Source organism: Streptomyces sp. NPDC046557 (assembly GCF_040645975.1).
Classification (GTDB): domain Bacteria; phylum Actinomycetota; class Actinomycetes; order Streptomycetales; family Streptomycetaceae; genus Streptomyces.
On record NZ_JBEYZH010000017.1, the window covers coordinates 17,660 to 31,226 of the forward strand.

General features: G+C 70.8%; 13 protein-coding genes and 2 pseudogenes. 6 read left to right on the forward strand and 9 right to left on the reverse strand.

Going from position 1 to position 13,567, the window contains the following annotated elements; genetic code table 11:
* Positions 1 to 119 precede the first annotated feature (119 nt).
* The gene (locus ABZ934_RS24275) at positions 120 to 551 is read left to right on the forward strand and encodes a VOC family protein (protein ID WP_361317074.1); all 432 of its coding nucleotides are present in this window, start codon (positions 120 to 122) and stop codon (positions 549 to 551) included.
* Between the two features lie 72 nt (positions 552 to 623).
* Here ABZ934_RS24275 and ABZ934_RS24280 read toward each other — a convergent pair.
* Positions 624 to 1,391, reverse strand: a pseudogene (locus ABZ934_RS24280) (transposase); the annotation flags it as partial.
* 88 nt (positions 1,392 to 1,479) lie between these two features.
* On the opposite strand from ABZ934_RS24280, the gene ABZ934_RS24285 reads away from it, so the two are divergent.
* Together ABZ934_RS24285 and ABZ934_RS24290 are read left to right on the forward strand one after the other, a co-directional pair.
* Complete coding sequence (locus ABZ934_RS24285) at positions 1,480 to 2,055, forward strand: alpha/beta hydrolase (protein ID WP_361316868.1); 576 nt, start codon at positions 1,480 to 1,482, stop codon at positions 2,053 to 2,055.
* A pseudogene (locus tag ABZ934_RS24290) lies at positions 2,034 to 2,312 on the forward strand (transposase); the annotation flags it as partial. The gene ABZ934_RS24285 and the pseudogene ABZ934_RS24290, both read left to right, overlap by 22 nt.
* 6 nt (positions 2,313 to 2,318) lie before the next feature.
* On the opposite strand, the gene ABZ934_RS24295 reads toward ABZ934_RS24290, so the two are convergent.
* Both ABZ934_RS24295 and ABZ934_RS24300 read right to left on the reverse strand, forming a co-directional pair.
* Positions 2,319 to 3,083, reverse strand: coding sequence for an SDR family NAD(P)-dependent oxidoreductase (locus tag ABZ934_RS24295; protein WP_361316871.1), 765 nt, complete (start codon positions 3,081 to 3,083; stop codon positions 2,319 to 2,321).
* A 55-nt stretch (positions 3,084 to 3,138) separates the two neighbouring features.
* Positions 3,139 to 3,831, reverse strand: coding sequence for a DUF4386 domain-containing protein (locus tag ABZ934_RS24300; protein WP_361316874.1), 693 nt, complete (start codon positions 3,829 to 3,831; stop codon positions 3,139 to 3,141).
* Positions 3,832 to 3,908: 77 nt separating this feature from the next.
* On the opposite strand from ABZ934_RS24300, the gene ABZ934_RS24305 reads away from it, so the two are divergent.
* The gene (locus ABZ934_RS24305) at positions 3,909 to 4,424 is read left to right on the forward strand and encodes a MarR family transcriptional regulator (protein ID WP_361316877.1); all 516 of its coding nucleotides are present in this window, start codon (positions 3,909 to 3,911) and stop codon (positions 4,422 to 4,424) included.
* Positions 4,425 to 4,697: 273 nt separating this feature from the next.
* Here the strand turns inward: ABZ934_RS24305 and ABZ934_RS24310 are convergent, their stop codons facing one another.
* The 5 genes from ABZ934_RS24310 to ABZ934_RS24330 form a co-directional block, all read right to left on the reverse strand.
* Positions 4,698 to 4,841 carry a winged helix-turn-helix domain-containing protein gene (locus tag ABZ934_RS24310; protein WP_361316880.1) on the reverse strand — a complete coding sequence of 48 codons (144 nt, stop codon included), beginning with the start codon at positions 4,839 to 4,841 and terminating at the stop codon, positions 4,698 to 4,700.
* Between the two features lie 201 nt (positions 4,842 to 5,042).
* Positions 5,043 to 5,711, reverse strand: coding sequence for a DedA family protein (locus ABZ934_RS24315; RefSeq protein WP_361316883.1), 669 nt, complete (start codon positions 5,709 to 5,711; stop codon positions 5,043 to 5,045).
* 65 nt (positions 5,712 to 5,776) lie between these two features.
* On the reverse strand, positions 5,777 to 6,934 hold the full coding sequence (locus ABZ934_RS24320) for an MFS transporter (RefSeq protein ID WP_361317076.1): 1,158 nt from the start codon (positions 6,932 to 6,934) through the stop codon (positions 5,777 to 5,779).
* A 138-nt stretch (positions 6,935 to 7,072) separates the two neighbouring features.
* Positions 7,073 to 9,622, reverse strand: coding sequence for an FtsX-like permease family protein (locus ABZ934_RS24325; protein WP_361316886.1), 2,550 nt, complete (start codon positions 9,620 to 9,622; stop codon positions 7,073 to 7,075).
* A gap of 6 nt (positions 9,623 to 9,628) precedes the next feature.
* Positions 9,629 to 10,363 carry an ABC transporter ATP-binding protein gene (locus ABZ934_RS24330; protein WP_361317078.1) on the reverse strand — a complete coding sequence of 245 codons (735 nt, stop codon included), beginning with the start codon at positions 10,361 to 10,363 and terminating at the stop codon, positions 9,629 to 9,631.
* Positions 10,364 to 10,557: 194 nt separating this feature from the next.
* Here ABZ934_RS24330 and ABZ934_RS24335 point away from each other — a divergent pair, with 194 nt between their 5' ends.
* Positions 10,558 to 10,938, forward strand: a complete 381-nt coding sequence (locus ABZ934_RS24335) for a BlaI/MecI/CopY family transcriptional regulator (protein ID WP_361316889.1) — start codon at positions 10,558 to 10,560, stop codon at positions 10,936 to 10,938.
* Between the two features lie 10 nt (positions 10,939 to 10,948).
* Positions 10,949 to 11,905, forward strand: a complete 957-nt coding sequence (locus tag ABZ934_RS24340) for a M56 family metallopeptidase (protein WP_361316892.1) — start codon at positions 10,949 to 10,951, stop codon at positions 11,903 to 11,905.
* 926 nt (positions 11,906 to 12,831) lie between these two features.
* Here the strand turns inward: ABZ934_RS24340 and ABZ934_RS24345 are convergent.
* Positions 12,832 to 13,554, reverse strand: a complete 723-nt coding sequence (locus ABZ934_RS24345) for a hypothetical protein (RefSeq protein WP_361316895.1) — start codon at positions 13,552 to 13,554, stop codon at positions 12,832 to 12,834.
* Positions 13,555 to 13,567: the final 13 nt, after the last annotated feature.

A 13,567-nucleotide genomic window follows, 5' to 3' on the forward strand; every position in this document is an offset into this window, starting at 1 on the left:
TGACCTCGGTTCACCCCTGCGACCGCACGACACAGCAACGGGTAGCAGGTGCCTCCTCCCGACAACGTGCGGACCTACCGACCCGGGGAGATGAGCAGGGCCCCTGCTATCGTGCGCCGATGTCAACGATCAAACAGTTCCAAGTGACCTTCGACTGCGCGGAACCTGCGCGGCTCGCCGCCTTCTGGTGCGAGGTGCTGGGGTACGTCGTACCGACGGTCCCGGAGGGCTTTGCCACGTGGGGGGAGTACCACCGCTCGCTGCCGCCCGAGGACGAGATCTACTTCGCGTGTACTGATCCCTCGGGTGTGGCCCCGCGCCTGCTCTTCCAGCGGGTTCCCGAAGACAAGGTCGTCAAGAACCGGGTGCATCTCTGTGTGCGGGCCGGTACCGGGCTCGTGGGTGACGAGCGCCTGGCCACACTCGAGGCCGAATGCGCACGGCTGATGGTGCTCGGCGCGAAACACGTGCTGACGCAGCGCGCCGATGGCGTCAACGAGTCGTGCATCACGATGCAGGACATCGAGGGCAACGAGTTCTGCCTCGCCTGATTCTCCTCCGAGACTGCGTGGTGGGGAGCCGTCTCCCGTGGACCTCTCAGGTCCCGCATGCGGCGGGAGCCATCCCGTGAGAGCAAGGTTGTGCAGGCGGGCAACGCCGTGCATCGCGTGGCGCACACCATCGCCTCTCAGGCGGCAGTCCCGCAGGATCTTCCAGGTCTTCATCCGGGCGAATGCGTGCTCGACGCGGGCGCGAACCCGTTTGTGACTCTTGTTGTGGGCCTCCTTCCAGTCGGGCAGTTCCTCGCCCTTGCGCCGGCGGTGCGGCATGATCAGGCCGGTGCCCAGGTAGCCGCCGTCCGCGATCGTTGTAGCGTTGCTGCCGACCGCCTGCCGCGCACCGGATTCGGCCCAGGCCCGGCAATCGTTGCGGTTCCCCGGCGGCGGGCGGCCGACCACCACAACCAGTCGGGTGTCGGCGTCGAAGACCACCTGGTGGTTCGTCGAGTAGCGATAGTTCTTCGACTGCTCGGCGACCTGGTGGTCGCGGGCAGGTACCAGTGTGCCGTCCACGATCAGCACCGCGTCCTTGGCGAATCGCCTACGCGGGGCAAGCGCGAGCCTGGGGCCGAGATGGTCGATGACGCGATCGGCGGTGGACTTCGACACTCCGAAAAGCGGCGCGAGTTGGCGCAGAGTCAAGTTGGTGTGCCAGTACGCGGCCACCAGTAGCACCCGGTCCTCCAGGTACAGCTTCCACGGCCGGCCACGGCCCGGCGCGTCGCCGCCCTCGCGGCGCAGCTGCCTCATCAACTTGCCGAAGGCGCGCGGGCTCAGTCCGGCGAGCGGGGCTATCCAGGACGGCTCAGACGCCGTGATCACACCAACCACGGCCAAGATTCATCCCACGGCAAGATCACTTACGGGACAACCCTTAGGGAGCGCCCGCACAAGGCATCCCGAAAGGCTTGAAACGCTGATGCGCTTCACCTCCCAGACGTCGTCGGACGGCGTCACTGAACAGTTCTTCACCCTTGACGAGATCCCCGGCGTGCTGTGGACGCCGGAAGACGCCTGCGGTAGTCGCCCCCTGATTCTGCTGGGCCACGGCGGCGGGTTGCACAAGACGGCCCCCGGCGCCGTGTCCCGTGGGCGCCGCTTCGCTGCCGAGGGTTTCGCGGTCGTCGCGATCGACGCGCCCAACCACGGTGACCGGCCCAAGGACGAGGAGTTCGGCCGGATCACGGCCGGGATGCGGGCTGGCATGGCCGCCGGTGAGAATCCGGGCGCGCTGGTCGCCGGCATGCACAGCTATCTGGCCGGTCAGGCTGTTGCGGACTGGCAGGCGGCCCTGACTGCGGTCCAGCGCCTCGACCAGGTCGGCGTCGGCCCGGTGGGTTATTGCGGCATGTCCATAGGCTGCGGGCTCGGCATCCCGCTCATCGCTGCAGAGCCCCGGATCCGCGCCGCGGTGCTGGGGCTGCTCGGTGTGCACGGGCTGGCCGAGGACGCCGCGCGGATTACCGTACCGGCGACAACTACTCACCGCACCTGACGACGAAGCGCTGCCAGCGGGTCGCGACCTGGGCGGCGGCGAACAACGTCGAGATCGCCTACACCCCTACCAAAAGCTCCTGGCTCAACCGGATCGAGGCCCAGTTCACCGCCCTGCGCTACTTCGCTCTCGATGGCACCGACCACGCCAGCCACAAAGAGCAGGGAAGCATGATCCGCCGCTACATCGTCTGGCGGAACAAGCATGCCGCCGACGAACGCCTCCGCGAGATCGTGAACAGGGCGAACGTTGCCTGATCCGCACTAGTGGGTGATCCGGCCGCCGGTGACGTCGATGGTGAGGCCGGTCAGCCAGGAGGCGGCGGCGGAGGCGAGGAACAGTGCGGTCTGGGCGACGTCGTCGGTGGTTCCCATGCGGCCCAGCGGATGCAGGGCGGCGACCTTCGCCTGTACATCGGCGGGCATGCGGGCCTGTACTTTTTCGGTGCGGATGGTCGACGGCGCGATGCAGTTGACGCGGATTCCGCGCGGCCCGATCTCGGTGGCCAGGTGGCGGGTGAGCATGACCAGCCCGGCGTTGGCGACGCCGTAGGCGAGGTTGGCCTGGCTGGGTTGGCGGCCGGCCGCCGAGGACATGGTGATGATCGAGCCGCGGCCGCGTTCGAGCATGCCCGGCAGGAACGCCTGGATGGTCAGGAACGTTGAGGTCAAATCGGAGTCGATGACCTGACGCCAGCGCTCTTCGGTCAGGTCCACGGAGGGGACCGGGAAGCCCTGGCCTCCGGCGAAGGCAGCGAGAACGTCGACCGGGCCGAACTGAGCTTCGACTCGCCGGCGCAGGCGGTCCAGAGAGGCGGAGTCGGTGACGTCGGCGACCACGGCGATCGCGGTGCCGCCCTTGTTGGTGATGCCGGCGACGACCGTGGCCAGGGCGTCCTGGTCGCGGCCGACCGCGCAGACTTTGGCGCCTTGGGCGGCGAAGGCCCGTGCGGTCTGGGCGCCGATGCCGCGGGATCCGCCGGTGATGACGACGCTCTTGCCGGTCAGATCCGGGTAACTGCTGGACATTGACGGGGCTCCTTGAATGCGGGCGGCAGGGCAGGATGCGGCAGCGCGGAGGCTCTTACTGGTGGCGTGAAGTGCGGGTGCGCGGCAGCAGGGCGGCGGCGAACACCAGCCATACGAGGCCGCCGAAGCGGACCACCGGCAGGAGGTAGCCGAAGCCGAAGGCCAGCAGGCTGAGCGTGGAGAGCATCCCGGCGGCGGCGAGCACCAGTCCGGTCCAGGTCACGGCGCGTGGCAGCAGCCCGGCAAACAAGCCCGTCACGGAGATTCCGGCGACGAGCAGGGCGAACATCACCGCGTAGGCGGGGCCGCCGGACAGGAATGAAAGGTCGGCCAGGGCGCGGGCAAGGCCGGGGCCGACGTCCGCCGGCAGGCGCCCGCCGCTCCAGGTGAACATCGCGCTGAGCGTCAGCGCGGTGGAGGCCAGCACGCCGCCGACCAGGGTGATCGCCGAGCCGGGCGCGGTGATGCCCAAGGCCCGCAGTCGCCGGTAGAGCACCGCTGCCGTGAGCGCCAGGGGCACTGCGGAGGCGAACATCAGGAAGGCGCCCAGCTTGATCGCGGCGCCGTGGGGCTGGGCGTAGGCCAGGACTTCGGCGCCCGAGGCGTCGGGGTGCGGGGTGGACCGATTGACGACGACGTAGGCGACGGTCAGCGCGGCGAAGGCCAGGACGGGGGCCAGCAGCGGCGGACCGGACTGCGGGCGACGCCCTGTGCTCTCAGAACGCTGCGGGATGGAGGTGGGGGTCATGGCTTCTCCTCAGTCGGTCATCTGCGCCGAATAATGATTACAGATTAGAACGATTGTCAAGCAGTTATCATGTCTCCATGAGTATGAATCGTGAGGATGGGAGGCCCGGGCGCCAGGAGGGTGCCGCCTTCCTGCTGGCCCAGCTCGGGGCGCACGCGGCCGGACTGTTCGCGCAACGGATTGCCGGGCTCGGCCTGACCCCCGCACAGGCGGGACTGCTGCGCCTGCTGGCCAGGACGCCCGGCCGCAGTCAGCGCGAACTCGCCGACGTCCTGGGGATGCCGCCGAGCCGCTTCGTGCCGTTCGCCGACGATCTGGAGGAGCGCGGGCTGATCGAGCGCCGCAGGAATCCCAGCGACCGTCGCCTGTACGCACTGTTCCTGACAGAACAGGGCTCCGGGTTGCTGGCCGAGCTGCGCAAGGCGGGTGCAGCGCACGAGCAGCAGGTCTGCCAGGGGCTCTCCCCCGACGAGCACCGACAGCTGACCTCCCTGCTCCGGCGCATCGCCGAGCAGCAGGAACTCAGCCCAGGAGTACACCCCGGCTACCGCTCGATCCGGCCGACCGGCCCACTCGCACGCAATGAGCAGTAGCCACCGACACCCCGGCCAGCGACACGAGCCGGAACGGGGGCTGGGCGGCGACCGGAGCACCGGTTCGCCACGCCTCTCACACAAACGAGTGCGGATCAGCCAGCGTGCCGGGCCTTGCGCACACCACACCGGCGAGTGAGATGCGTCCCGAGCCGGCGGCCCGGACGGTGACGCGGGGCGTGTGACCGCGCCGGGACCAGGTCCGTGCTTTCGGCGGCCGGAGCACCTGCGTCCTGGTCCCTCACCGTCTTTCCACGCTCGGCCAGGTCTCCTTCAGCCAGGTGGCCACCGCCTCCTCGTCACGTCGGCGGCCCGCCGCTGAGGGGCCTGAACGCTCCAGCTGATCTGATGCAGGAAGCGCCAGGTCTGCGCAGGGCTGAAGCGGACGTGGAAGCGCCGCGCAATGACGGTGGCCACCCGGGCCAGTCCACCGCTGGTCCTCCACCCAGCCGTGCGCGGCCGGTTCCTTCTCCAGCTCGGCCGCGAGTCAGTCCCGCCAGGCGGGCTTCATCCGCGAAGACGCCCGGACAGCCCCTTGAACGCAGAGCCTCCACACTGTCAACGGTCATTGAGATACCCAGGTGGGTGGTCGTTTGGTTGAGTGCCCAAGATCAGGGGTCAAGGCCCGTGGCGATCCTGGTCGTTGTCCTGGGCATTGTGGTTGTCGCCGGCTGACGCGGGGGCGTCGGGGCGGTGACGTCGGCGAATGTGCCACACGATGAGGGCGACGGCTACCAGTGCGGCGAGTAGCAGGGCGATGGCGCGTCCGATGAGGCTCTCGACTCGGGTGTAGGCGGTGCCGGCGAAGTAGCCGAGGGCGGTGAACCCGATGCCCCAGGTGAGTCCCCCGAGGACGTTGAAGAGGAGGAAGCGGCGGTAGGGCATGCGGGAGGTGCCGGCGAGGGCGGGCATCATCGCGCGGAAGAAGGCGATGAACCGGCCGAGGAAGACGGCCGCTGCCCCGCGGTTGCGGATCAGCTCGCGGGCTTTGCCGACGCGGGCCTGGTGGCGTCGTAGCGGGCGGGTGTCCAGGATGCGTGGTCCGAAGTGACGGCCGATCTCGTAGCCGACGCTGTCTCCCGTGATGGCGGCGAACACGACGACCAGCGCCAGCCACCACACGGACACCTTGCCCTGACTGGCGAGGACGCCGCCGAGCACGACGGCGGTCTCTCCGGGAAGCACGAACCCGAAGAACAGGGCGTCCTCGGCGAAGACGAGAGCGCCGACGACCGCGTACACCACCGGCCCGGACAGCCCGCCGAGCCAGTCGGTGATCGTATGCATGGGACTCCCTCCTGTTCCACGCTACGGCGCGCGGTACGGCGCCGCCGCCGGACGCGCAGCACGGCTTACCCGACCGGCGCGCCGCCCGGTGGCGAGCCGGCCGTGTCGGCGCGGGCCAGGATCAGGGCGGCGGCGGCCAGCAGCAGCGCGAGGGCGGCGTAGCCGGGGGTCAGCGTGGCGATCGTGGCGATGGCGCCGACGAGCAGGGGGCCTGCGGCGTCGCCGAGTTCGCGGCCGAGTTCGGCTGCTCCCACGGTTTGCCCGAGTCGCTCTTGCGGGGTGGAAGCGGCCAGGGCGGCGAAGCCGATCGGGGTGATGGCCCCGGTCCCGGCTCCGATCAGGGCTGCGGCGATCAGCACGGGGGCGATGCCCGGGAGCGTCGCGCTGGCCAGGCCCGCGGCGGTGATGAGCAGGCCGGCGCCGATTCCGGCACGGGTGGTGATCCGTCCGGCGTCCAGGGCGCGGCCCGTTCCTGGCTGGGTGACGGCGGCGCAGGCCGCGAGCACCGAGACGGCGGCGCCGGTGGTGACTGGTCCCATCCCTGCGGCCGTGCCGGAGACCGGCAGGAATCCCACGCCGACCGAGAGGGCTGCGGTGGCGCAGGCCAGGGCGGTGGTCGGTCGCAGGAAGCTGCTTTGGTTGAGCCGGCGGCCGAGGTCGAGGACGGTCTGCCGGGCGCGGGGCAGTGGCGCAACGCTGGGCACTGTCAGGGCTGCCCAGATGGCTACGGCTGCCGCGAGGGCGGTCATCACGCCGAAGAGGAGTGACAGGCCTCCCGCCCAGACGGTGAGGCCGCCGAGGAGAGGGCCGGCGGTGTAGCCGAGGCTCTTGTAGAAGCCGTAGGAGCCGAAGGCCCGTCCGTGCCCGGCGGCGGGGTTGAGGCGGGCGACGAGCGTGGAGGCTGCGGGTGAGAAGGCGGAGGCGGCGGCGCCCTGTCCGAGGCGGGCTGCCCAGAGCAGGCCGGTGTCGTCGGCGAGGACGAACGCGGCTGAGGCCAGCGCGAATCCGATCAGGCCGCCGAGCAGGACCGGGCGGGGCCCGATGCGGTCGGCGAGGGTGCCGAAGACCGGTTTGAGGAGGACTTCGGCGCCGTCGTACAGCGCGAGGAGGCCGCCGAGGACGAGGAGGGATTCGGCCCGGTCGGAGGTGAAGTGGCCGAGGTTGGCGGCGATGCCGTGGGCGCCGAAGGCGGTGGTGAACCCGGCCGCGTAGAGCGGCCGCATGCGCCACCGCGGGGCGGTCGGCGAATCGGGCATGCGTGCCTCCTGGCGGGTTCGGTGCCGGACATCTTCCCAGCCCGACCTACGGGCCCGGTGGTGCGTCCGCCGGCGGGGCCGGTCCCCGCCGACGGACGCGGTCTGTCACCCGGCGGCGATGGCCACCAGGACCTTGGTCCGCGCCGCCTTGAAGGCCGGCAGGATCGCCGCCGCCAGGCCGGCGAGGGCAGCGCCTGCGAGGACGGCGAGGATGGTGGTCCAGGGGATCGTCAGCGTGGTGATCCCGTAGAGGGTGAGGACCTTCTGTCCGGTGATGCCCCAGGCAAGGCCGAGGGCGAGGCCGAGCAGGGCTCCGTGGACGGCGATCAGGACCGATTCCAGGCGGATGAGGCGGCCGATCTGGCGGCGGGAGGTGCCGATGGCGCGGAGCAAGCCGATCTCACGGGTGCGCTCGACCACCGAGAGGGCGAGGGTGTTGATGACGCCGAGGATCGCGATGACGATGGCGAGGGCGAGCAGGCCGTAGATGAGGTAGAGGACGGAGTCGACCTGGCCGGTGATCTGCTTCTTGTAGTCGGCCTGGCTCTGGACGCTCACCTGGGGGTAGCCGGTCAGGGCGCTGTCGAGGGCCTGCCCGAGCTGCTTGGCGGCGCCGGGGGCGGCGTTGAGGTAGAGGGTGAAGTCCTTCGCCTCGGGGGCGTAGCGGCCCAGGGTGTCGAGAGAGACCTGGAAGGTGCCCGCGTCCTTGCCCGCGCCGGCCGGGGGTTTGGTGATCGCCCCGACGGTGAGGGTTGCGGTGTTGCCGTTGAGGAAGTGCAGCTCCACCGTGGAGCCGATCTTGAGGTGGTCGGTGTTGGCGGTGGTCTCGTCGACCATCAGCTTCCCGGCGGCGATGTCGGCGGTGGAGCCGGCGACGTACTGGGGTTTGACGGCCTGGTCGACGGTGGCGGTGTCCACGCCGGAGGCGATGACCTGGAAGCCGTTCAGGTGGGCGACGGCGTATCGCTGGCGGGTGACCGCCTGGACGCCGGGGATGGCGCGGACCTTGCCGGTGATCTCGGGGCCGATGGGCTGCTGACCGTTGCCGCTGACGATGTAGTCGGCGCCGAAGGTGTTGTCGACATCGCGGTCGACGGAGGTGGTCAGGGAGGCGGCCAGGACCGCGACCGCGCCGACGAGGGAAAGGCTGATCATCAGTGCGCCGGCGGTGGCTCCGGTGCGGCGGGGGTTGCGTACGGCGTTGAGCCGGCTCATCCGTCCGACGGCGCCGAAGAGCGCCGGGTAGGGCGCGCCGAGGGTGTGCACGACGACCCGGGAGAGCGCCGGTCCGAGGATGACCAGGGCGACGAGGGTGGCAACGATGCCCGCGCCGAGCAGTCCGGCGCCGGTCACCACGGTGTCGTGGTGGGTCGCGGCGCTGTAGAGGGCTCCTGTGCCGGCGAGCAGGACAAGGGATCCGACCACGGTGCGGATCGTCAGCGATGTGGCGGGCGGCGCGGCGGCTTCGCGCAGGGCGGCCATCGGGGAGATGCGGGCGGCTCGGCGGGCAGGCAGGTACGCGGCGATGAGAGTGACGAGGACGCCGACGGCGTAGGCGGCGGCCGGGGCGGGCCAGTTGATGACCAGGGCGGTGCCGGACAGGTCCACACCGAAGTGGCCGATCAGGGACTTCAGTGCGGCGGCGAGAGCGATCCCGACGCCCAGCCCGAGGGTGGAGCCGGCCGCGCCGAGCAGCAGGGCCTCGGTCAGGACGGAGCGAGTCACCTGGCTGCGGCTCGCGCCGAGGGCCCGCAGGAGGCCGAGTTCGCGGGTGCGCTGGGCGACCAGCATGGAGAAGGTGTTGAGGATCAGGAAGATCCCGACCAGCACGGCGATGCCGGCGAAGCCGAGCAGGGCGTAGGTGATCACGCCGAGGAAGGCGGTGATCTGCTGGGTGGCGGACTGGGCCTGCTCCTCCTTGGTGGCGACGGAGTAGCTGTCGCCGAGCGCGGCCTTGATCCGCTGTTGGACGGTGGTGTGGGTGGCGCCGGGCGCGGTGTCGACTGTGACGGTGGTGAAGACGTCCGGCTTGCCGAGCATCACCGTCTGCGCGGTCGCGGTGTCGGTGTACACCAGGGTGACACCGGGGTTGGCGGTAGCGAAGGTGGCGATGCCGACCACGGTGGCCGGTGTGGACCCGGACGGACTGATCACGTGCAGCGCGTCACCGAGGTGCACGCCTTTGTGTCGGGCGCTGGCCTGGTCGAGGACCAGCTCCCCGGCCTTCGACGGGGCACGGCCGTCGCTGATGCGGACCTGCGGGGTGTCGTACCAGTTCTGGCCCATGGTCGGGGCGCCGGTGGTGGCGCCGATGGGTTTGTTGTCCTTGTCCACCACGGTCAGGGTCTGCAGGCTCACCTGGCCGTGCGCGGCCTTCACGCCTGGGACCTGGGCGATTTTGGCCACCACGTCGGCGGGCAGGGTGGGAGTCTCCCCGGACAGGGCGCGGTCCTCGACCTCGGGGTTGAACGCCTGCTTCGGCTTTATCGTGACGTCGGCTGCGGTGGAGGTGGAGATCGAGGTGAATGCGGCGTTGATGGTGTCGGAGAAGACCAGGGTGCCGGAGATGAACGCGACGCCGAGCATCACGGCGAGCGTGGACAGGGCCATGCGGCCCTTGTGGGCGAGGAAGTTGCGCAGACTTGCCTTGATCACGGTTCGTCAGCTCCTGCGTCCGGCGCCGTCGAACTTGCGCATCCGGTCGAGTACCGAGCCAGCCGTCGGCTCGGCCAACTCGTCCACGACGTGGCCGTCGGCGAGGAAGACGACGCGGTCCGCATAAGAGGCCGCGACCGGGTCGTGGGTGACCATCACGATCGTCTGCCCCAGATCGGTGACGGACCGGCGCAGGAAGGCGAGGACCTCGGCGCCGGCCCGGGAGTCGAGGTTGCCGGTCGGCTCGTCGGCGAAGATGATCTCCGGGCGGCTCGCCAGCGCGCGTGCGCAGGCGACCCGCTGCTGCTGGCCGCCGGACAACTCGCCGGGCCGGTGGGAGAGACGTCCCCGCAGGCCAACGGTGTCGATCACCTGGTCCAGCCACGCCCGGTCCGCCTTGGTGCCGGCGATGTCCATCGGCAGGGTGATGTTCTCCAGTGCCGAGAGCGTCGGCAGCAGGTTGAACGCCTGGAAGATGAAGCCGATCTTGTCCCGGCGCAGCCGGGTCAGGTGCTTGTCCTTGAGGGCGGTGAGTTCGCTTTCGCCGATCCAGGTCTGCCCCGCGGAGACGGTGTCCAGGCCCGCCATGCAGTGCATCAGCGTCGACTTGCCCGACCCGGACGGGCCCATGATCGCGACGTACTCGCCGCGCGTCACGGACACGTCGACCGCATCCAGCGCCACCACGCGGGTCTCGCCGGAGCCGTAGGCCTTGGTCAGGCCCGCAGCCCGGGCTGCCACCGTGCGTTGGCCCGTCTGCGGGGCCTCGTTGGCCGTTGTTGCTGTGCTCACGCACGTCCTCCTGGGGGCTCTGGGTGCGCCGGCTCGCTGCGTGCCGGTGCGCGGGCGTGGCACACTCGGGGCATGCGAGTAACTTCTACGAGATCGTAGAAGTTCTACGTGATCGTAGAAGATAGCGCAGGAGGAACCGCACCGTGGACGCACCCGAAGCCGCCGCACCCAAGGGCCGGGCCAAGGGCGAACTGGAGGCCGAGGTCCTCGCGGCACTGCACCACGCCTCACCCCAGGCCCTGACACCGGGCGACGTCAAGGACCGCCTCGGCGGCGGCCTCTCGTACAGCACAGTGGTCACAGCCCTGTCCCGTCTCTACGCCAAAAACCTGCTGACCCGCAGCACCCGGGGCCGCGCCTTCGCCTACCTCCCCATCGCCGACGAATCCGGCCTGGCCGCCCGACAGATGCGCCAGGTCCTGGACGCCCGCACCGACCGCGAAGCCGTCCTCAGCCGGTTCGTCGACGACCTCTCCGACGACGACGAAGAGCTGCTGCGCAAGCTGCTCGCCCCCGGACAGTAGGCGCCGCCCCATGCGCTACGCCGTCTACCTGCCGCTCCTCTTCCCGCTCCTGGCAGCCCTGGCCGCCCGGCCGCTGGGCGAGCGCCTGCCACCGCGGCTGGCCACCTGGATGCTGAGCGCCGGCGCCCTGGTGCTGGCCGCCGCGAGCACCGCTGTCCTGGCCATGCTCACCACCACTGGCCTACTACGCTTCCCCCTGCTCGCCCGCCTGGCTCACGGGCACTGGTCGGCGCAGGCGGCCCAGCAGCACGACCCGGCCTCGCTGTCCGTGGCCCTGCTCGCGGGTGTCCTGCTGGCTGCCGCCGGTGCGATGGCCGCCCGCATGGCGTGGCGCCGCACCCGCGCCCTGATGCACGCCGCCACCGAGGCCGCCTGCCTGCCGGGCCACGACCAACTCGTCGTCGTGGACGATCCCGCCGCCGACGCCTACGCCCTGCCCGGCCGCCCGGGTCGCATCGTGATCTCCACCGGCATGCTCACCGCCCTGAACCCCGCCGAACACGAGGTCCTGCTCGCCCACGAACGCGCCCACCTCGCGCACCACCACTACCTGTTCGTCGCCTCCGCCCATCTGGCCGCCGCCGCCAACCCGCTGCTGCGGCCCGTTGCAGCCACCGTCGCGTACACCGTCGAGCGGTGGGCCGACGAAAGCGCCGCCACCCACACCGGCGACCGAAGGCGCGTCGCCCACACCGTCGGCAAGGCCGCCCTGGCCGCGAAACGCACCACAGGCCGCGCATGGATCCCCGCCGGCGCCCTCGGCATCCTCGGCCGCCTCGCCCCCGCCGGACCGGGCCCCATACCCCGACGGGTCGCCGCCCTCCTCGCCCCACCCCCACACAGTCACACCCTGACCGTCCTAGTACTCGCGGGACTCCTGCTGGCGAGCGGCCTGTGCGCCGCCGAAGCCGCCCACGACCTGGAAGCCCTCCTCGAACTCGCCAAACACGCAGCGTCGCGAGGCTGAGCGGTCAGGCCGCCCGGGCGGCGGGCAACAGCCAGGTTCCTCTGACAGAGGACCGCGGCGCCAGATACAGGTGCCGCAATCCCCAACGCCCCGGCGGCGGCCGAGTCTGCGTCAGGGGCGTCGCGCCGGCCCAGGCGCAAGCGCTCGACGTAAAAGACAGCCTTGCATAATCAGCTCGCCGCGACCTTCCCCACCGTCGTCTGCAAGCAGGGATGCTGAACCTCTGTCGGGCCGTGACCCGCCGCCCCTGAACTTGCAGGTGTTATGGAAACTGGCCAAGCTTGACCGGCTTGCAACGGGCGCGTCCCGGTAGGCCGAGGCCAGGCCATCGGCTGACGGCGGCACCGCCTCCGCCACAGCGCGCTTACCCACGACGCCGTGGCACCTCCACCCCCATGCTGCTCACCCGCTCCCGGCACGCCTCCGTCCGCTCCCTGGAACGCCCCGCAGTGGACGCAGTCGCCGCCCACGTCGCGGCGCGGGATCCGGCTGCCCGACGGAAGCGCTGACGGGCCGTCTGCGTCACTCCTTGGCCCGTTGCCTGTTTCGGGCGTATTCGGTTGCCCTCCTGGTAGGCCTGACAACAACGTGTACCTGTCTGGGGCATCAGCCGCGAGACACGGTTGGTGCCCCAGACAGTCAGCAGGTGGCGGGAGCGTCCCACGCAGGCAGGGCTCGCCCTTCCCGCGTAGCCCTGCATCTGGCCTTCGCCAGGCCCAGTTCCCCACTCCGATCGGCATCCCTCAATGCGAGGGTGGCCAGTCCAATCTCGGGGAGGAGGGCGCGGGCCGCCCAGGCCGCGGCCGAGTGCCGTCAGCGCTCGAGCCACCGAACCGCCTGCTTGCGGGGAGGGGGCGTTACATAGTCGCGTACACGGAAAGCGTTACCGCCGCGACCTGTGGGAACGTCACGTTGATCTCCGTGTATCACGAACGATCGTTACCGTTCCCGGCCCTCCCGCGCATGGCGGCGAGGTGGGCCCGAGCGGTCAGGGTGTGGACGTGGTCCGGGCCCAGCACCCGAAGCATGTGCTCCAGCAACTCTTCGGTCGCGGCCACCATCCCCGCCACATCCCCGGCCCGCCCCCGCATGCCGGCGAGGTGGGCCCAAGCGGCCAGTGTGTGGAGGTGGTCCGGGCCCAGCACCCGGAGCATGTGCTCCAGTACCTGCTCGTAGTCGGCGGCCGCTCCGGCCGCATCCCCCGCCTCCCCCCGCATGGCGGCGAGGTGGGCCCGGGTGATCAACGGGGCGGCCGCCCCGGCCGCATCCTGGCACACCACCGCGGTGCCCCGGCCCGCCACCGCTTCCCTCAGTGCCGACACGGCGGCCCGGTCCTGGAAGTAGCCCAACTTCGTGGGCAGCACGCCGACCTGGTGCGGGAACGTCACCGGCTCCCGGCGCGGCTGTATGTACGTGAAGATGCCCGAGTTGGCGATGCCGCCCCCGGACGCGGTGGCGTCCCCGGTTCCCGAAACCCGTGTCGAGGCGCCCGCTCCCGGGAGCGGGACCCGGGGGGCCGGGGCCCGGTATCCGGTCACCGCCGTGCCCTCCCCCGTGGCGCGGTCACCCCCCGTGTCCGTCACCACCACCGTCGGCTCGGGCTCCGGGTCCGGCTCTGGCGTCGGCGTGACGGCCCGTACTTCCTTCATGAACAGCCCTGTC